Here is a 16,478-nt window from a genome sequence, read left to right as displayed (position 1 = left end):
GAATGGTAAAATCTAACATTAGCATCATGACAATCATTTATATTGCTCAATGCCCACATTGGTGGTTAGGGTTCACCCTATTGCAACAGCTTTGTTTCAAAAGATTACGCTTCATCACTGCTTGCAAGACATAACCGAAACATACGGACGGCTTCACGAGTAATATAGGCCTTTAGCTCTGTTTCATTCTCAATCAAACCTCTTCCTAAAAGATAATTTGAAATTTCTCCTACAATGTAGCAATGGGTATTATGAAGAATTCGTTTGGTCACATCTCTATTTGGGTATTGCCCATAAAGTTCTTTCCATATGTTGGATATATGCTGATTTAGCATTTTGTTTGTTGCTTCTGTTGTTTCAATATCTTCCTGCGGACGATCTCCATCAATATATTCATGCCATGCAAGTCGAAACCATCCTTTGTTATCCAGATACATTTCGACACAGGCCTCGAAGAAATAAGTAAGGCGCATCTCTGCAGTATTTGCTACATTCAGCTTTTTTGTGAGCATTTTCATAAATATCTCCTGTATAGCAACGTGTGTTTCCCATAACAAATCATTGTATGAGGGAAAATAATTATATAAATTTGTATGGGCGCATCCTAATGTTCGGGCTATTTCTCGAAGATTAAGACCTCGCAAATCACTATTATTGCGCATAAGCTCAAGAGCTGTTTCTACAATTTGCTTTTTAGTTATATTCCTTTTCACTTTGCACCTCCATCTTACATTACCAACGGTAATTACCGTTGGTAATGTAAGCATACTCCTTTACACTTTTTTTGTCAACAAAAATGTCATTGGTTTAAAATGAAATATGAAAAGTAAATCTTGCTAATACAGAGTCTGTTTTTATTTGCAGGTACTTAATATCTCTGTTCCATACTTGGCAAGGAGTATGGAATGAACAATTACTCGAAAGGCTTTCTCATCAATAGAAATTCGCGAGGAACACAAGGATTTTGGTTATCGAAGAATATATGGAGAACTTAGCTTAAAAATCAACAAAAAGAAAGTTTAAAGACTAGTTCAAAAGCTTGGTTTGCAAGTAAAATCATATACACGCAAGAGCAGAAAATATTCATCATATAAAGGCGTTGTAGGCAGAATTGCAAAAAACATGGTTAACAGACGATTTAATACAAGCATTGTTCATCAAAAAATTACAACTGATACAACAGAGTTTAAGTATTATGAATTTGACGACAAAGGAAGATTGATAACAAAGAAGATGTATTTCGATCCATTTTTAGATATGTTTAATGGAGAAATTCTAAGTTACAGTATTACCCGAACACCATCAGCAGATGGTATTATGAACGCTTTAAATCAAGCGATAGCTGCAACAAATGATTGCAAATACAGAAGGACTTTTCATTCTGATAGAGGCTGGGCATATCAAATGAAAGCATATTCCAAAACATTAAAAAATAATAGGATATATCAAAGCATGTCACGCAAAGGTAATTGTTTAGACAATTCAGTAATGGAAAATTTCTTTGGTATCTTAAAGCAAGAAGTCTATTACGGAAACACATTTTATAGTTTTGACAAGTTAAAAGCAGAAATAGAAAAATATATAGATTATTACAATGATAAACGCACAAAGCAAAAACTTGGCTACTTTACTCCTGTCCAGTACAGGCTAAATTATCAAGTTGCATAAAAATAGCGTAGCAGATTTACTACTACGCTATCAAGTCTAACTTATTGGGGTCACTACAAATCAATATTCTTTACCACTCTGTTTTTTATTTTGATAATATTTTCAAATCGCTTTCGATGACTGCTGTCGTAAAGAAATCTCTTGCCGATAGCATCAAAGGTAAGTACCCCCATCGGATAGCTGGGTTTATTTTTGGCCTCAATCACTTCTGCGCCATCTCACATTCCTCCCTTTCAAACAAATTTGTTTTTACTCAGTCATAATAACATTTATATTTCTATCCCAGTTTCAGACTGATTTGATGCCCTTCCGCCGACCCTGACTTCTAGAATCTCATTATCTTCAGTTAATAATGACACTAATATTTCGGATGGTTTTTTCATCGTGTAACCTTGCTCAAAAATGATTTTCCTTGCTTGATCACTGTTGATTTTGCCATATTTGAAAAGATAACAGGCAAGAGCGCCATTTGAAGTACCAGTGGCCGACTCTTCGGGAATCTCAACCAAAGGAGCAAAATTTCTGCATTGTGCATTAGAACTGTTCTCTGATTCCATAGTGAAAACATGATAACCAATAGCATTATACTTCTGGCATATTTCTACAATCTTCTTAAAATCCGGCTGTATGGAACGAAGCACATCAAGATTATTAACTGGTACCATGATATCCCTCAATCCTGTCGAAACGATCTGAATAGGCAGAGAACTGTCAATTTCAGAGATTTGGATATTCATTGAACCTGCGATCTCATCCTTATCAATTGTCTCATAAAAAACAGGGACCGGCTGATTCATCATAATTGACAAATCCTTCTTTACTTCCACGTTTAAAATTCCAGCTAAAGTTTCCTGTGTATAATTACCCGGTTCAATTTGTCCAAGGCTAGATAACACGGAATAGGTACCTATTGTGGCATGACCACACAGGTCAACCTCCTCATTGGGAGTAAAGAATCTGACCTTAAAATCAGCATGGTCAGATTTCATGACAAATGCGGTCTCACTGTATCCTAGTATAGCCGCAATTCTTTTCATCTGCTTTTCCGTCAAGGTATCAGCGTCAAGAACCACTCCTGCCGCATTTCCGCCTTTGGTAGATTTTGTGAAGGTATTTAGTGTGTAAGCTTTTATTAACATTTTATTCCTCCTGACTATATCCATATAAGATATACTGCATTATATTTGTATTATCGTTCCAATGTTCATTTCCTCGGCCTTTGCTAATAGATAGCTGGAGACGGCAATGTCTTGCAGGGAGATACCCGTGCTGTCAAATACGGTTATATCCTTGTCGGATTGTCGGCCTCTGGTATTTCCCAGAATCAAATGACCGATTTCAGTCAGTTGATCGATGCATAAATTACCTTCCCTTATTGCTTTCTGTGTTTCACCTACAGTTGATGCTTGCGCAATATCATCAACAAAGACAACCGCATCATCAAGGATTTTCTCGTCGATTTCCTGCTTGCCGCCCATATCTGCTCCAATGCAGCTGAAATGTATGCCCGGTTTTATCCACTCCTTTAAAATTAACGGTTTTCGGGAAGGGGTAATGGTAATGACCGCATCTGTTTCCGCCAGTGCTTCCACCGGGCTGGCAACAACAATAAACTCAATGGCTTCTAATCTTTTGTGCCAGTTCTTATTGTCCGGATCTTTAAAATCATTCGCGATCTTCCCAAGCTCCTTCTTGATGGAACGCTGAAATCTAACAGCACTTTCATATTGCGCGGGATTAAAGATATATACCTTCTTGATTGACTCTACTGCTGACAAAGCGGCGGCAACCTGAAATACTGCCTGGGTTCCGGTTCCTACAACCAGCAGCACTTTCGAATTCTGTCTTGCCAAATATTTAATACCAATCGCACCGGCGGCTCCGGTACGCAATCCTGTTAAATATCTCGCATTTATGATTGATTTTAGAAATCCGGTTTTTAAATCAAACAACATAGATAAGCCGGTTAAAGCCGGAAGGCCAATCTTAACATTTTTACCAAACCAAGCCACTAGCTTAAGTCCAAACACATCCTCTTCGTTCAGCACTCCGGATTTGATATCCATATCGGCTGAGCCCGGATGAAGATCTTCCGATATCAGCGGAAATAGTCTTGCCTTATTGGATGCCTTCATAGCATAGGCTTTTTCAACAGACTCGATTGCACTTCTTATGTCAAGCATACTTTTAACATCATCGTCAGTTAGAATTCTTACAGGTATCATTTTTCACACTCCTTAATTAGTTTTTATTTAACAATGTAATTATAATAAATGTGTTTTAAAAAGTCTCCAACCATTCATGGTTGATTATTAACCAACCAAGTTGTATAATGCTTTCAAGGAGGAATGATGATGTTTGATATTGATTGGAAACCGGACAGGAGCGATTCAACTCAACTGTATTTGCAAATAGTAAGATATGTAAAGGATAAACTCGCTGATGGTGAATGGGAGATCGGCTCAAAACTGCCAAGCCAGAGAGTGCTTTCTGAAATTTTAGGCGTCAACAGGAGCACGGTCGTAGCTGCACTTGAGGAGTTGGCTGCGGAAGGTCTTATTAAAGGCAATGCCGGCGGCGGCACGACAGTCGTCAGCAATACATGGAACTTACTTTCAACAACACGTTCTCCCAATTGGAACTGCTATATTTCCTCAGGAGCACACCAGCCAAATCAAACTATTACGCAGCAGATTTATCAGGCGGAACGTAGAACGGACATCATCAATCTGGGCCCCTGTGAACCCGCACCCGACTTGATTCCATATGAAAAGATTCAAAAAACATTGAAAAAGCTCTCCAATTCTATAAAATCTTTAAACTATGAAGAGCCAAGGGGTTCAATTGATCTGCGAAAAGAAATCTGTGCTTATCTTAAGAACATCGGCATAGAAACGGAGCCTTCATCAATATTGATCACTTCCGGAGCCTTACAGGCACTTCAGCTCATATCGCTGGGCCTTTTATATAGAGGTTCTGTTGTATACCTGGAAAAACCGTCTTATCTGTACTCTCTAAGAACGTTCCAATCATTTGGAATGCAACTGTCAGGAATACCTTTCGATCAAGAGGGCATCAATATAAAGGAATTGCTTGGAAAGCATCAACGTAGAAGAGGATCAATGCTTATCACCATACCAACATTTCACAATCCAACAGGAAATGTTATGTCGCTACGAAGGCGTAAAGAACTGATTGAGGCTTGCGAGTCCGAAAGATTGCCGATTATAGAGGACGACGTTTATCGTGAGATTTGGTTTGAAGAAACACCACCACCGCCACTAAAAGCATTTGATCAAAATGGGCTTGTCCTGTATATTGGCGGTGTGTCTAAGAATCTAAGCCCTGGTCTCAGGATTGGTTGGGTTGTCGGGCCGGAGAAGGTTATTGAACGGCTGGCGGATATTAAAATGCAGAATGATTATGGATCAAGTTCCATTTCTCAATATGTTACTGAAGAATTACTTGCCAGCGGTCTGTATTATGAGCATAATGAATTGCTGAGAAAAAATGCTAAAACACGGCGTGATACTACACTTTCGGCATTAAATAAATACTTTAGCAACCTCGGCTCTTGGACTGTCCCATCGGGAGGTTTTTTTATCTGGCTAAAGTTAAATAATAATGTATCAATGCATGAGATTTTTTATAAGGCTTTAAAAAGGAATCTCCTGATTTACCCCGGAGATTTATATGACTTTCATTCAAGCCGATATATAAGAATTTCTTATTCTTATATATCATTGGAACAAATAGATCGCGGTATAAAAATTCTCTCAGAAATAGTTTCAGAATTATTAACATAATTCAATGATCTTCATAAGCAAACAAGACGTCAGCCTTGTCTGTAATGTGTGTAGTGTAATAACAGTTGCTCAATCTCAGAAAGTTTTGTGCCGTAAAAAAATATCTTGACATTTCAAATTCTCCTTTTAATTACTTTTATGCAAAAAATAGGCAGTGGATTTTATGCATCATCCACTGCCTATTTCTGACCTTATGATTCAGTTTTAGCGTAATATTTGTCCCAAATTTCTGTTTATAGTCTTGTAAATTTAATTTTACCTTATGCCATCTGTAAATCGCCCTAAAAAACAAGGAAATATATGTCTACCATAAACTTAGTTAAAATATTACTTTTATTATCAATTTTTATTTTTTTCGTTAATTCTAAGTGTCGCTGATTCTGTGTAATTGGAGAATATATACCTCCCGTTTCTTACTGCCGCAAAATTCTGCGGTACGTATGAAATTTGTCAGCTTAGTGTCATGCTCATACTCTTCATTTTAAAGTATTATCGATTGCCTGAAGAACAAACCAATATGTTAACGGGTACGCATTGCTGCCATAAATTACATTTTCGCTTTCCTTATAGCTTCTCACAATGTTATATTGGTCACCATCCATAATAAGCAAATTAAAATAATTCTTGCGCCACAATGGAAGCAAAGAAAATGAGCATACGCATTTTATTCCAAATTCTTTTGTTGGATTAATTAGATTTTCTTTGTGACCTGTTGGGTTACCGTAATAATCATAATAATTTCGTTGAACGGTATTTGTTTTAAAATCTACAATATCCTCTCTTAAAGTTGTCCCATACGCAGTGGCATTATAAGTTATCTGCGTCATCTGACTCATCATCGCACTAGATATAATAACAGCCGATATATAACAGCCTATTACCACAAATATCGCGCTTCGAATATACTTTTTTAACTTTCCAGTTTTCATAAGCTTCACCTCATATAAATAATACGTTGTAACCTCAAGTATTTGTGATTCTAATATAATTTAACAAATAAAAGTATAAGATTGAATTCTACATCTGTACCAAATCAGAAATTTTACTCTATTCGATTGCGTCCGTTGTTCTTGGCTTTATACAAGGCTATATCAGCGCTTTTAATAAGTGTACTCATCGTATGCGATTCTGTCATTTCTGAACATCCAATACTAATAGTAATATTCTCTATAGTTTCGCCATAATGTAATTCATAGGTGCTTACTTTATCAATAAGTTTTTGACCAACAGATTGAGCTATCTTCAAATTTGAGTTTTTTAAAACAATTAAGAATTCCTCCCCACCCCACCGTCCAATTGCATCTGTGGTACGTAGATTTTCTTGTAGAAGCCTTGAAACTTCAATTATCACTTGATCACCAAAATCATGACCATACACGTCATTATATCGTTTGAAATGGTCGATGTCAGCCATCAATATGGTAAATATACTAGCATAATTGTAATAAGTATTGATTTCCATTTTTAGGATTTCTTCAATTTTTCCTCGATTATAGATTTGTGTTAGATTATCAGTAGTAGCTAGATGCTGTGTTTTTTCTAACAGTTCTTTAGTATAGCCGATGGATTGATCTAATTGATGCAGAAGTTTCATATGAATCATTTGAGTTATAGAAAATGTGAGATAAATCATAAGTAACATGCTGATCATAATTAACATTGACTCACTTTGATGCAACTTATTGTAATCAGACAACCTAAAATTGTTCAAGCCAATATAAGCTCTTGAGCCGTGAACCAATATAAAAAATATGTGTGCAATTGCTACATGAATTGCAAACTTCTTATGTTTTCTATCAGCTTTGAATAAGATAATATAAACTGTATGTATGAAAATAGGTAAAATCATAACAGTAAATACAACAAGTCGCATTCTGATACTGGGAATAAAAAAAGTAAATATACTATATAAACCCATAAAAAGTATGCTGAAAAAAAAATATTGCAACTTTCGTATGTTTATGCTTATAAACTGTCCAATACCGTAAAGAAGAAATATTGCTCCAATATACATTAATACGTTAGCTAGAACTACAGAAAATATTGGAGATAAAACTGATTGCAGACTAGCTAATGAGAGCCCTATAGATTGAAAAATGAAATCTATAAAAATGAACAGAATACCGTCATATTTATCCTTGATTCGATACCATGAAATGCCTAATATGAAAGTACATATATAATTAACAAACATATACGTGTTAATGGTAGTAAATAAATCTAAGCTCATAGATCACCCTTTCCTTAAATAAATCTAGTCAATTTCTTTACCGCTCGAAAGCTCAGATAGCTGTCCATCTTTCTTTTATCATATACTCCACCATGATATGCAATTATGGATATTCTTGACTCTCATTAAATTCATTTAATTTTATCAATTCACCAAATATCTGGACAAATTCGTTCTGCGACTATCCGCATGAATTATTTAGAACTAAATTAATAAATGCTATTCCTTGACCAGCTATTATATTTCTATATCTTACAATTATTTTCTGAACAAAATTCTCTCTTAGAAACGGAGCTTTTCTCCAAATATTTCAATATGTACTTTAGTCCAATTTACAACACGTGTAGTATATTTCACAACTACAAATTGAAATTTACTTGCTTTAACTATGCTCATTTTTCATGTACAGATTTTTCTTTAGCTTATCAATTATGGGCGTTTCAACACCGCTTTTTCGTATCAATTCGTCAAACTCTTCTTGCAAATATATCATTTCAGATTTTGCCACAATACAATGCTTTGCCATCGTTGTTTCTGCGAGTGTTGTCCTCATAAATATAGCAAATAAAAAAGTTAAAATTGGAGTAGGCAGTTCTATCCACCATAGCTTTTGTGGTGTGACCTTTATGCCACTGTTTTTAAGCACTTTTTGTCCCTCTTTTATTCCCAACACCATATCTTTAACACCTTTATATGAATGACCTAATTTGAAGTTATCGCAGTTAAAGCTATATAATGCGTTGGCTATATTACTTACTATGGCAACGTGAGTTCTCTGCCAAGCATCCATATCATTGCAAAAAACAGATGGGATTTTTGCCTGATTAAATAGCTTTATTAATATTTTGACACGTTCTGTTTTTTCGCCGCTATACTCTCCAAAGGTTGTTGTTTGAAACGTCCTTTGTATCCCTTTACCAACAAAGTAATATACCTTTCCATCTTTGCGTTCTCCGCCAGCAGAAGGAAAACCTATCATAAGTCGGTTCTCTCCAATAGCGTACACCCATCTGTCATATCCACCTGCTGTATTAACAACAAATACGATATTCTTTGAGCAGTTTTGAGATAAGGCAGGAAGAATATGATCAACTTGTGTCCGTTGCATTGCAACAATAATATAATCGTACTTATCATCTGGAAGTAGCATATCAATAACTTTAACACTTGCCTTTTCATTTTTTTTCGTTTTTGGATTGACGAGGATAACTCCATCATTTTTTATCTCCTCAAGTCTTTTTCCTCGTGCTAAAACACTAACATTATTTCCTGCAAGAGCAAGTTTTCCTGCAAATATACTACCAATAACGCCCGCTCCGTAAACTAATATATTCATTAAGGTACCCCTTTCACGAAACATAAATAATCTGCAGTTCAAATCTGCAATACAAACTTTCCTATCAAATTCCTATTTACAAAATATTATTATTTGAAGATTACGACATAACAACAATACAAGGCGTCCTGTTATACCATTACCAACTGTGTTGAGGCTTTAATTTACGTCCTAATATTCTACTATTGCGACGTAATTTTTGAATTATGTATAGCAATATGAAAAATTTTATTATTTTTGATATGTGTACAGAGCTGAGCCATTAATCAATTTGGCTATACCAAATTTGTGATAAGGCATTAATTTGTCTGCTTTTGAAATATCTATCCATTTTATTTCGGAGATTTCTTCCAGGTTATTAATATGCCATATCCATTATATACCACATGATATGTATTTTCAACAACTAACCGTCCCCTATGGACTCATTAATTATACAATAACTTCCATGTCATATTATTCAATGATTGAGCTGAAATAGTACGTATATAATTTGTTTCTGCAATCTTTATTTCAGATTTACTAAAAGGCGCATTTGAAATGATTCTTCCTCCATGAAAACCATCATAATCTTCAGAAGTATTGTAATATTGATTAGCAAATATGATCTCTTTAATAATATCTTCCTTTTGCTGTAAACGATTAAAAGCAGTCTTTACAACTGTATATTCTGAACTTCTATGCCTATGCATGAAATAGGAAAACTATTTGAAATATTTGAGCAAGAAACTAATTTAATGCATAAGGCAGTATTATTTAGATATATTCTATGGTTTAAGAAATTCAGAAATAAGAATTGGTGCTAATGTGGATGTCCAAACAGTAGCTAAGAGAATGAGACATTCTAATGCAAGAACAACAATGGAGTCATACATACATTCAGTAGATGCCATAGAAAAGAAATCAGCAACTGAATTAGAGAACTTTATTAATAATTTAATGGCAAAATAATAAACGGGCAAATTTTATAGCAAGTAAATGCTAAAAATTTGCCCGAGATTATTAATCAATACAACCATTGAAATTAACGCATATTACGGGAGTCTTCTGTATAAATACAAAAATAATTTATAACAGAAGGTCAGAAAAATGGACAGTTTCCAATGTATTTTCCAGGTTGCTTAACCTCACTTATTAAGTAGTGTACCTGTCACAATATATTAACATCAAATTTGTGAATAATAACTTTGTATCTCCTTATCATTTAGGATTTTTATTCTTGTTTTTATTCTGTTGACTGCAAAGTTTGATTAATTATATTAACCATGATATCTTTGGTCATCATACCAGGAACATAACCAAAAATGTTTCCTTTCTTATCAATCATAAAGGTGGTTGGAAATGCCGATATGTTATAATTTTGTAGCACTTCTCCTGTTTCATCAAATAGTGTGGGGAAAGTATATCCATTATCATGTAGAAAAGTTTTAATCTCTTCCTTTTCGCCATCCTGATTGTTTGGATACTCTTCACTTCTAGGATTCGCAATTCCCAAAAATACCACTTCGCTCTGATTTAAATTATACTCATTGTAAAGTGCCTCTATATCAGGCATTTCCTTTTTACAGGGTGGGCACCAAGTCGCCCAAAAATTTAAAAATACAACTTTGCCTTTATAATCAGAAAGTGTATGTTCATTACCGTTTTGATCTATTAAAGTGAAATCAAATGCTGGGAATTGATCGCTTGTTTCATTTTCTTCATCTGAATTATTATCTAGGCTCTCAGTTTCTGAACTATTTTTAGATTCAGATTCATCTGTTTTATCTGATATGTCCTGTGAACTGCTTTGCTTATTATAGCTATAAGAATTCAAATAAGCTGATACATTGTTCATCCATCCCGTAAAAATCATAATTCCCATGATGATGAGAATTATTCCTCCGGCTTTAATAGTATATTTCAACAGTCTTTGTTTTGATTTTATAAAATTCAAAGCCTGTGTCGTAAATATTCCAAGTAAAAGAAATGGAATTAAAAATCCAATTGCATAAACAAATACAAGCAGATTGCCTACTAATGAAGTTGTTGCTCCTGATGCCATAATAAGCACCGAAGAAAGGGCTGGTCCAATACATGGTGTCCATGCAAAGCTAAAGGTGAATCCCATGATAAGGGCTATAATTGGATTCATTTTCTTATCAGTCAATTCAATATGTATTTTTCTTTCTTTTTGTAAAAACGAAAAATCAAATATTTCAAGCTGAAATAACCCTAATATAACAATAATTATTCCGCCTATTCTTGTAAACAGCAGCTTATTGTTGCTAAAAAAACTGCCAAGAATCGTAAAGGACATTCCTAATATAAAGAATGCAAAAGAGATTCCTAACACAAAAAACATTGTGTTCAGGAATACTTTTTTCCTGTCATATACAATCATACCATCTTCATTTACTCTTTTTCCACCGCCAGCTAAATAGCTCATATAAACTGGGATTAGTGGTATTACACAAGGTGAAAAAAAGGACAATATTCCTTCTAAAAATACAAGTATAAAGCTAATACTATTTGATGCTACAATTCCCTCAAACATAACTTTTCTCCAATCATATTTATGCTATAGTCTTGCTATATCAGTTTTTTCACAATAAATTCATCTAGTTAATATAATGTTTTTGAAACAATAAATAAAATATTATTATAAAATCATTAATTTTTCAGTAACCAAATTACATAAGTAAAGCAAGACTATCAAAATTAGAATGTACAATGGAGTCATATATACATTCGTTAGATGCCATAGAAAAGAAATCAGCAACTGAATTAGAAAACTTTATTAATGATTTGATGGCGAAATAATAAACGGGCAAATTTATAGCAAGTAAATGCTAAAAATTTGCCCCAGATTATTAATCAATATAATCATTGAAATCAACGCATATTGTAAGACTTTTCCGTATAAATGTAAAGAATTATTTATAACAGAAGGTCGGAAAAAGGTAGTTTCTTACTTTATCTATTAGCCGACGAGCTTACTTCTTCGCTCGACTAATACTACATCGTGCCATTTTCCATTATCCATTTTACCAAGTCTTTCTCTATACCCTATTTCCCTAAAGCCACATTTTCTATGTAGATTCAAGCTGGAGGTATTCTCTTTAATAATTCCTGATTGCAGGGTCCAATACCCGTTTTCTTCTGAGAGTTCAATTAATTTTTCCAGAAGCGCTGTTCCAACTTTTTGACCTCGATACTGCTTATTGATATAGATGCTTACTTCTGCAACTCCAGCATAAACACACCGACTGGATACAGGTGATAAAGCTGCCCAACCCAGGATGATGTCACCTGTTCTGGCTACCAGGCGGCAGGATTTGCAATGTCCTTTATCCCATTCTTCCCAGCTCGGCGCCTCACTTTGAAACGTAGCTATTTTGGTCATAATTCCTTCTGCATAAATTTTTGCAACCTGTGACCAGTCAGATGCTTTCATCACTTCAACTTCATAATCCATATTCCCCCCCCTATTTATATGCTTTAACATGTGCACCTGCAAAAGCTCCATCTAATGCTTCTTCATCCATTTTAGAGTAAATGTTGCCTAATTTTTTAGATACTGCAATCTCTTTGATAACATCCTTAGTGTAGATATTTACAGGGGTGATCTCAATCTCTTTAAAGCCAATCTTTTTCAGAATTATTTCGTATTCCTCCACTGTTAATGCACCTGAAATACAGCCTACCCACATCTGAATGTTCTGCCTTATTTCATCTGAAACAGGTTTCAATTGAACGATATCCGCTATGGCAAGCCTGCCGCCTTTTTTCAGAACACGGTAAGCCTCTCCCAAGGCATCTTCCTTGCTTTCACTCAAATTAATTACGCAATTTGAGGTAACAACATCAACGGTTTCATCCTGCATAGGAATATCCTCTATATATCCTTTGATGAATTCCACATTTTTTGCGCCGCTTTTTTTCTTATTCTGATTTGCTAATTCCAACATTTCATCAGTCATATCAAGACCATAGACTTTCCCAGTTTCACCTACATATTTCGATGAGATCAGGACATCGATACCTCCGCCGCTGCCCAGGTCAAGTACAGTTTCACCCGGCTGCAAATTTGCAAGCACAAGTGGATTGGCACACCCTAAAGATGCATTAATTGCTTCAACAGGTATCCCTGCTGTAAAATCTTCAGAATACAAAACGGATTCTTTCGCTGTATCGCCACAGCATGATGTTTTGCATCCACAGGACATTTTTGCATTTTCGCTTACCTTTTTTGCAATACCGCCATAATACGTTTTAATTTCATCCTGAATACTCTTTTCCATAATAACTTACCTCCTGTTAAAAAATTTATTGAATTGAAATTACTTAACAACAATTGTTACTTTCGACAGCTTCTTTAAAAAGTTGTAAACTCTCAATCACTTGGCTCCTTTTGTTTTCCGGAATTGAATTGAAGATGCATTTATAATATTCATCCATACTTTCTTCAATATTTCTGAATACACTACTACCTTTTTCAGTTAACTGAATAATTACATAACGTCTGTTCTCCATATCTATATCCCGGATAACCAGGTTCGATTTAACTAGATTATTGATAGTTCGGCTCATTGTACTTTTATCTAAGCCCAACAAGCTTGCCAGGTCAACTAATGAAATCTTTTCTTTTCGTCCGATTTCAACTATGGCATGGCACTGTGCTAAGCTAACCCCACAGCAGGAGGCATCGTTTTTTTCCAGAGCGCCTAAATCTCTGACAAGTATTCGAATTAACTCACGCAAAACTTCACTTCCTTGATTTATCATTTCATCACCTCACAATCATAATATCATACAACAGTTGTATTTTGCAACTGTTGTTTTTTATTTTTATTCTATTTTTAATTTTTAAAGTCAAAGCTTCACCTTCATAGTTCAAAATAAACTCACATATAGCACACCGTCAGTCCTCTCACAACCTTTTTAATACACAATGTCAAATAAAAGTCCACACCATTTATGGTGCAGACTTTTAGCTTATGCAGTAGTATAAGAGCTCTAAATTTTATTTTGCATCAGTAAATATTTAATTTTAAATATTGATATACAGTAAAAATTCTAAATTTTATGCAAATTACTTAAGCATTGTACTGTTGTTTATAATTGAAGTATTATATAAAAACAGTACATCTTGATCATCAAAAGTTATGAAATCTCCAATCATATCAGAGCTAATATATCTTAAATCTACAAGTGTAATCTTACTGTACGCATCAAGTAAAAGCGGCGCTAGACTACTTGCAAATGAATCTCTAAAAATTATCAATTCACTATCTGCCTGAGTATTATTATTATATATTTCTACTATTGGTTTAGCTCCAGATAAAAACACATCATAAGAATCTACACCTAATAAATTTTTTTCATCATATATTTCTGTTTCTACCGGAGTTGATACAGAATCGTCATAATAAAATACAGAAGCGTTGTTAAGCGTCTCGCTAACTAAATAACTAAGTGTGTCTGGAGCAATAGGCAAGGCCGCCTGACCATAGTATGAACCATAAAAAGGATAATACTCTGTCTTTTTATAATCCATATCAATAGAATTATAATTTGGATTCATAGTAGCAGCAAGTTTATCAGCGACTTTAATAATGCTTTCTTGTTTCCAGTGCAAGTCAGTTCTATAATAATCATCTAACGAAAGAATATCAAACAATGATATATATTTCATATTTGCCACCCTGTCATTTAGTGTATTCAGCATATCTTCATAGTCAATGAATAGATGCTCATCATCATTTCTTACAAAATAATTTTTGTCAGGAATTACAGAGTAGTATACATTCATGTCCTTAAGGTATGCTTCATAAATAGAATTAAGCTTTTTTGTCATATTTACCACACTTGCTTTACGATATGGATATTCCATTTTAAACACATGATCATTTTGCAAATAAATATCATGCTGATCAGAAAGGCCAAATAAATAAAAACCTGCTGATGTTTTTAAAGTTCTAAAGTAATCTCTGAAAACTATTTGATCAAGTGCATATTTTTCATATTTTTTTATAAACTCACCGTCTTTTATTGTATGCCATGACAAGGTAGGAAATTGTGTTAGCTTTCTACGTTCACTTTTTGAGACCTCCTTAGCGGGCAAAATGCTATTTAAAAGAAGCATTGCTATTAATATTCCCGTAAACGAAAGTGATATAATCTTATGTTTCATCCTATACCTCCTAAAATCTAAAATATAAAAATGGCTGAAATGAGGAATCTACCAAATATCCTACAGATAATAAAAGCAGAATAATCAGCAATACAGGCTCAATATAATCGGCAATCTTTTTAAAAGTTTGATTAATAGTTATTTTTCGAAAAATGGCGCTTGGAATATCTGTAGAAAAAACTATTGAAATAACCAAGACACCAAAATAGCTGTGTAAATAATAAAGACTTTCAGCTGAAATTAATGGAATATTCGTCAATCCAATCATGGATTTTATAAATGTAGCCGCATCAGCAATGCTGTTATTAAACAGTACAAAGCTTAAAACAACAATTAATATGGTATATATATGTGAGAAAAAAGATGGAATTTTTTCAAGCACCTTTAACATGAAAAGTTTCTCAAACATTAATGCTATGCCAAAAAGAAGTCCCCATAAAACAAAATTCCAGTCTGCACCATGCCAAAAACCAGTTAATCCCCAAACCACAAACAAATTAAATATCCATCGTAATTTACCCTGACGATTTCCGCCTAAAGGTATATATAGATAGTCTCTAAACCAACTTCCCAGGGAAATATGCCACCTGCGCCAAAATTCAGTAATACTTTTTGAACAAAATGGATGGTCAAAATTTTCCAAAAAATGAAATCCAAACATACGACCCATACCAATAGCCATATCACTGTATCCAGAAAAATCAAAGTATATCTGCAAAGAAAACGCAATAGCACCCAACCAATAATATAATACAGATGGCTGATTGGTTTGTGTAGCAAGTGTCCATAAGTTTGCAATTTGATCTGCTATAAGCAGCTTTTTGGATAATCCAAATATAAAGCGTCGCACCCCATATGAAAAATCAGCAAAGCTATGTGTACGTTCAGCAAGCTCATTATTCACCGTTTGATATCGGACAATTGGTCCTGCTATAAGCTGTGGAAAAAGTGAAATATATAAGGATAAATTTATAATATTCTTTTGTGCTTTAACTTCTCTTCGGTACACATCTATAATATAGCTGATTGCTTGAAATGTATAAAAGCTAATACCTATTGGAAGTGCAAGCTTTAAAAGCGGTATATCCGTGGAAAACAACGTATTAATATTCTTAATAGTAAAATCCGCATATTTGAATAATCCAATCAGTGTAATATTCACAGAAATAGCAATACCTGTAACCATTTTTCTTAATATCAATTGATTGCATCGTTCAATTAATATACCAAATATATAATTCAACACTATTGAAAAAAGAAATA

At 34.2% G+C, this 16,478-nt stretch carries 15 protein-coding genes and 1 pseudogene; 3 read left to right on the top strand and 13 right to left on the bottom strand.

Features of this window, described 5'->3' with window-relative positions; translation table 11 throughout:
• Nucleotides 1-104: 104 nt before the first annotated feature.
• Nucleotides 105-713 carry a TetR/AcrR family transcriptional regulator gene (locus ACS3UD_RS15915; RefSeq protein ID WP_308138675.1) on the bottom strand — a complete coding sequence of 203 codons (609 nt, stop codon included), beginning with the start codon at nucleotides 711-713 and terminating at the stop codon, nucleotides 105-107.
• A 223-nt stretch (nucleotides 714-936) separates the two neighbouring features.
• Here ACS3UD_RS15915 and ACS3UD_RS15910 point away from each other — a divergent pair.
• Nucleotides 937-1,668, top strand: a pseudogene (locus ACS3UD_RS15910) (IS3 family transposase); the annotation flags it as partial.
• Between the two features lie 53 nt (nucleotides 1,669-1,721).
• Here the strand turns inward: ACS3UD_RS15910 and ACS3UD_RS15905 are convergent.
• The 3 genes from ACS3UD_RS15905 to ACS3UD_RS15895 all read right to left on the bottom strand — a co-directional run bounded on the left by ACS3UD_RS15905 (nucleotide 1,722) and on the right by ACS3UD_RS15895 (nucleotide 3,893).
• On the bottom strand, nucleotides 1,722-1,874 hold the full coding sequence (locus ACS3UD_RS15905) for a hypothetical protein (protein WP_308138676.1): 153 nt from the start codon (nucleotides 1,872-1,874) through the stop codon (nucleotides 1,722-1,724).
• Nucleotides 1,875-1,937: 63 nt separating this feature from the next.
• Nucleotides 1,938-2,807, bottom strand: coding sequence for a PhzF family phenazine biosynthesis protein (locus tag ACS3UD_RS15900; RefSeq protein ID WP_308138677.1), 870 nt, complete (start codon nucleotides 2,805-2,807; stop codon nucleotides 1,938-1,940).
• 39 nt (nucleotides 2,808-2,846) lie between these two features.
• Nucleotides 2,847-3,893: an ornithine cyclodeaminase family protein gene (locus ACS3UD_RS15895; RefSeq protein ID WP_308138678.1), complete on the bottom strand. Its 1,047-nt coding sequence runs from the start codon at nucleotides 3,891-3,893 to the stop codon at nucleotides 2,847-2,849.
• A gap of 129 nt (nucleotides 3,894-4,022) precedes the next feature.
• Here ACS3UD_RS15895 and pdxR point away from each other — a divergent pair, with 129 nt between their 5' ends.
• The gene (gene pdxR, locus ACS3UD_RS15890) at nucleotides 4,023-5,474 is read left to right on the top strand and encodes a MocR-like pyridoxine biosynthesis transcription factor PdxR (RefSeq protein WP_308140078.1); all 1,452 of its coding nucleotides are present in this window, start codon (nucleotides 4,023-4,025) and stop codon (nucleotides 5,472-5,474) included.
• Between the two features lie 476 nt (nucleotides 5,475-5,950).
• Here pdxR and ACS3UD_RS15885 read toward each other — a convergent pair whose 3' ends face one another.
• From ACS3UD_RS15885 to ACS3UD_RS15875, 3 genes are all read right to left on the bottom strand, one after another.
• Nucleotides 5,951-6,403, bottom strand: coding sequence for a hypothetical protein (locus tag ACS3UD_RS15885; RefSeq protein WP_308138679.1), 453 nt, complete (start codon nucleotides 6,401-6,403; stop codon nucleotides 5,951-5,953).
• A gap of 113 nt (nucleotides 6,404-6,516) precedes the next feature.
• Entirely contained in the window at nucleotides 6,517-7,704 is a 1,188-nt protein-coding gene (locus ACS3UD_RS15880; RefSeq protein WP_308138680.1) for a GGDEF domain-containing protein, read from the bottom strand.
• Between the two features lie 382 nt (nucleotides 7,705-8,086).
• Nucleotides 8,087-9,040 carry a ketopantoate reductase family protein gene (locus tag ACS3UD_RS15875; protein WP_308138681.1) on the bottom strand — a complete coding sequence of 318 codons (954 nt, stop codon included), beginning with the start codon at nucleotides 9,038-9,040 and terminating at the stop codon, nucleotides 8,087-8,089.
• Nucleotides 9,041-9,847: 807 nt separating this feature from the next.
• Here ACS3UD_RS15875 and ACS3UD_RS15870 point away from each other — a divergent pair.
• The gene (locus ACS3UD_RS15870) at nucleotides 9,848-9,991 is read left to right on the top strand and encodes a hypothetical protein (RefSeq protein WP_308138683.1); all 144 of its coding nucleotides are present in this window, start codon (nucleotides 9,848-9,850) and stop codon (nucleotides 9,989-9,991) included.
• Nucleotides 9,992-10,265: 274 nt separating this feature from the next.
• On the opposite strand, the gene ACS3UD_RS15865 is transcribed toward ACS3UD_RS15870, so the two are convergent.
• The 6 genes from ACS3UD_RS15865 to ACS3UD_RS15840 all read right to left on the bottom strand — a co-directional run bounded on the left by ACS3UD_RS15865 (nucleotide 10,266) and on the right by ACS3UD_RS15840 (nucleotide 16,416).
• Complete coding sequence (locus ACS3UD_RS15865; RefSeq protein ID WP_308138684.1) at nucleotides 10,266-11,576, bottom strand: redoxin family protein; 1,311 nt, start codon at nucleotides 11,574-11,576, stop codon at nucleotides 10,266-10,268.
• 426 nt (nucleotides 11,577-12,002) lie between these two features.
• On the bottom strand, nucleotides 12,003-12,497 hold the full coding sequence (locus tag ACS3UD_RS15860) for a GNAT family N-acetyltransferase (protein WP_308138685.1): 495 nt from the start codon (nucleotides 12,495-12,497) through the stop codon (nucleotides 12,003-12,005).
• A 10-nt stretch (nucleotides 12,498-12,507) separates the two neighbouring features.
• Entirely contained in the window at nucleotides 12,508-13,323 is an 816-nt protein-coding gene (arsM, locus tag ACS3UD_RS15855) for an arsenite methyltransferase (RefSeq protein ID WP_308138686.1), read from the bottom strand.
• Between the two features lie 43 nt (nucleotides 13,324-13,366).
• Nucleotides 13,367-13,807: a MarR family winged helix-turn-helix transcriptional regulator gene (locus ACS3UD_RS15850; protein ID WP_308138687.1), complete on the bottom strand. Its 441-nt coding sequence runs from the start codon at nucleotides 13,805-13,807 to the stop codon at nucleotides 13,367-13,369.
• 307 nt (nucleotides 13,808-14,114) lie between these two features.
• Nucleotides 14,115-15,215 carry a DHHW family protein gene (locus ACS3UD_RS15845; RefSeq protein ID WP_308138688.1) on the bottom strand — a complete coding sequence of 367 codons (1,101 nt, stop codon included), beginning with the start codon at nucleotides 15,213-15,215 and terminating at the stop codon, nucleotides 14,115-14,117.
• 10 nt (nucleotides 15,216-15,225) lie between these two features.
• A complete protein-coding gene (locus ACS3UD_RS15840; protein WP_440977696.1) occupies nucleotides 15,226-16,416 on the bottom strand; it encodes an MBOAT family O-acyltransferase in 1,191 nt (396 codons plus the stop codon).
• Nucleotides 16,417-16,478: the final 62 nt, after the last annotated feature.

The sequence above is a fragment of the Sedimentibacter sp. LTW-03 genome (genome assembly GCF_052059825.1).
Lineage (GTDB): Bacteria > Bacillota > Clostridia > Tissierellales > Sedimentibacteraceae > Sedimentibacter.
The sequence above is the reverse complement of the archived record's forward strand: the minus strand, read 5'-3'. Positions and strand labels throughout refer to the sequence as shown.

What these genes read in the sequence shown, in the direction of transcription:
- ACS3UD_RS15900 (WP_308138677.1), bottom strand. Translation starts at nt 2,807, where the DNA reads ATGTTAATAAAAGCTTACACACTAAATACCTTCACAAAATCTACCAAA.
- ACS3UD_RS15895 (WP_308138678.1), bottom strand. Translation starts at nt 3,893, where the DNA reads ATGATACCTGTAAGAATTCTAACTGACGATGATGTTAAAAGTATGCTT.
- pdxR (WP_308140078.1), top strand. Translation starts at nt 4,023, where the DNA reads ATGTTTGATATTGATTGGAAACCGGACAGGAGCGATTCAACTCAACTG.
- ACS3UD_RS15885 (WP_308138679.1), bottom strand. Translation starts at nt 6,403, where the DNA reads ATGAAAACTGGAAAGTTAAAAAAGTATATTCGAAGCGCGATATTTGTG.
- ACS3UD_RS15880 (WP_308138680.1), bottom strand. Translation starts at nt 7,704, where the DNA reads ATGAGCTTAGATTTATTTACTACCATTAACACGTATATGTTTGTTAAT.
- ACS3UD_RS15875 (WP_308138681.1), bottom strand. Translation starts at nt 9,040, where the DNA reads ATGAATATATTAGTTTACGGAGCGGGCGTTATTGGTAGTATATTTGCA.
- ACS3UD_RS15865 (WP_308138684.1), bottom strand. Translation starts at nt 11,576, where the DNA reads ATGTTTGAGGGAATTGTAGCATCAAATAGTATTAGCTTTATACTTGTA.
- ACS3UD_RS15860 (WP_308138685.1), bottom strand. Translation starts at nt 12,497, where the DNA reads ATGGATTATGAAGTTGAAGTGATGAAAGCATCTGACTGGTCACAGGTT.
- arsM (WP_308138686.1), bottom strand. Translation starts at nt 13,323, where the DNA reads ATGGAAAAGAGTATTCAGGATGAAATTAAAACGTATTATGGCGGTATT.
- ACS3UD_RS15850 (WP_308138687.1), bottom strand. Translation starts at nt 13,807, where the DNA reads ATGATAAATCAAGGAAGTGAAGTTTTGCGTGAGTTAATTCGAATACTT.
- ACS3UD_RS15845 (WP_308138688.1), bottom strand. Translation starts at nt 15,215, where the DNA reads ATGAAACATAAGATTATATCACTTTCGTTTACGGGAATATTAATAGCA.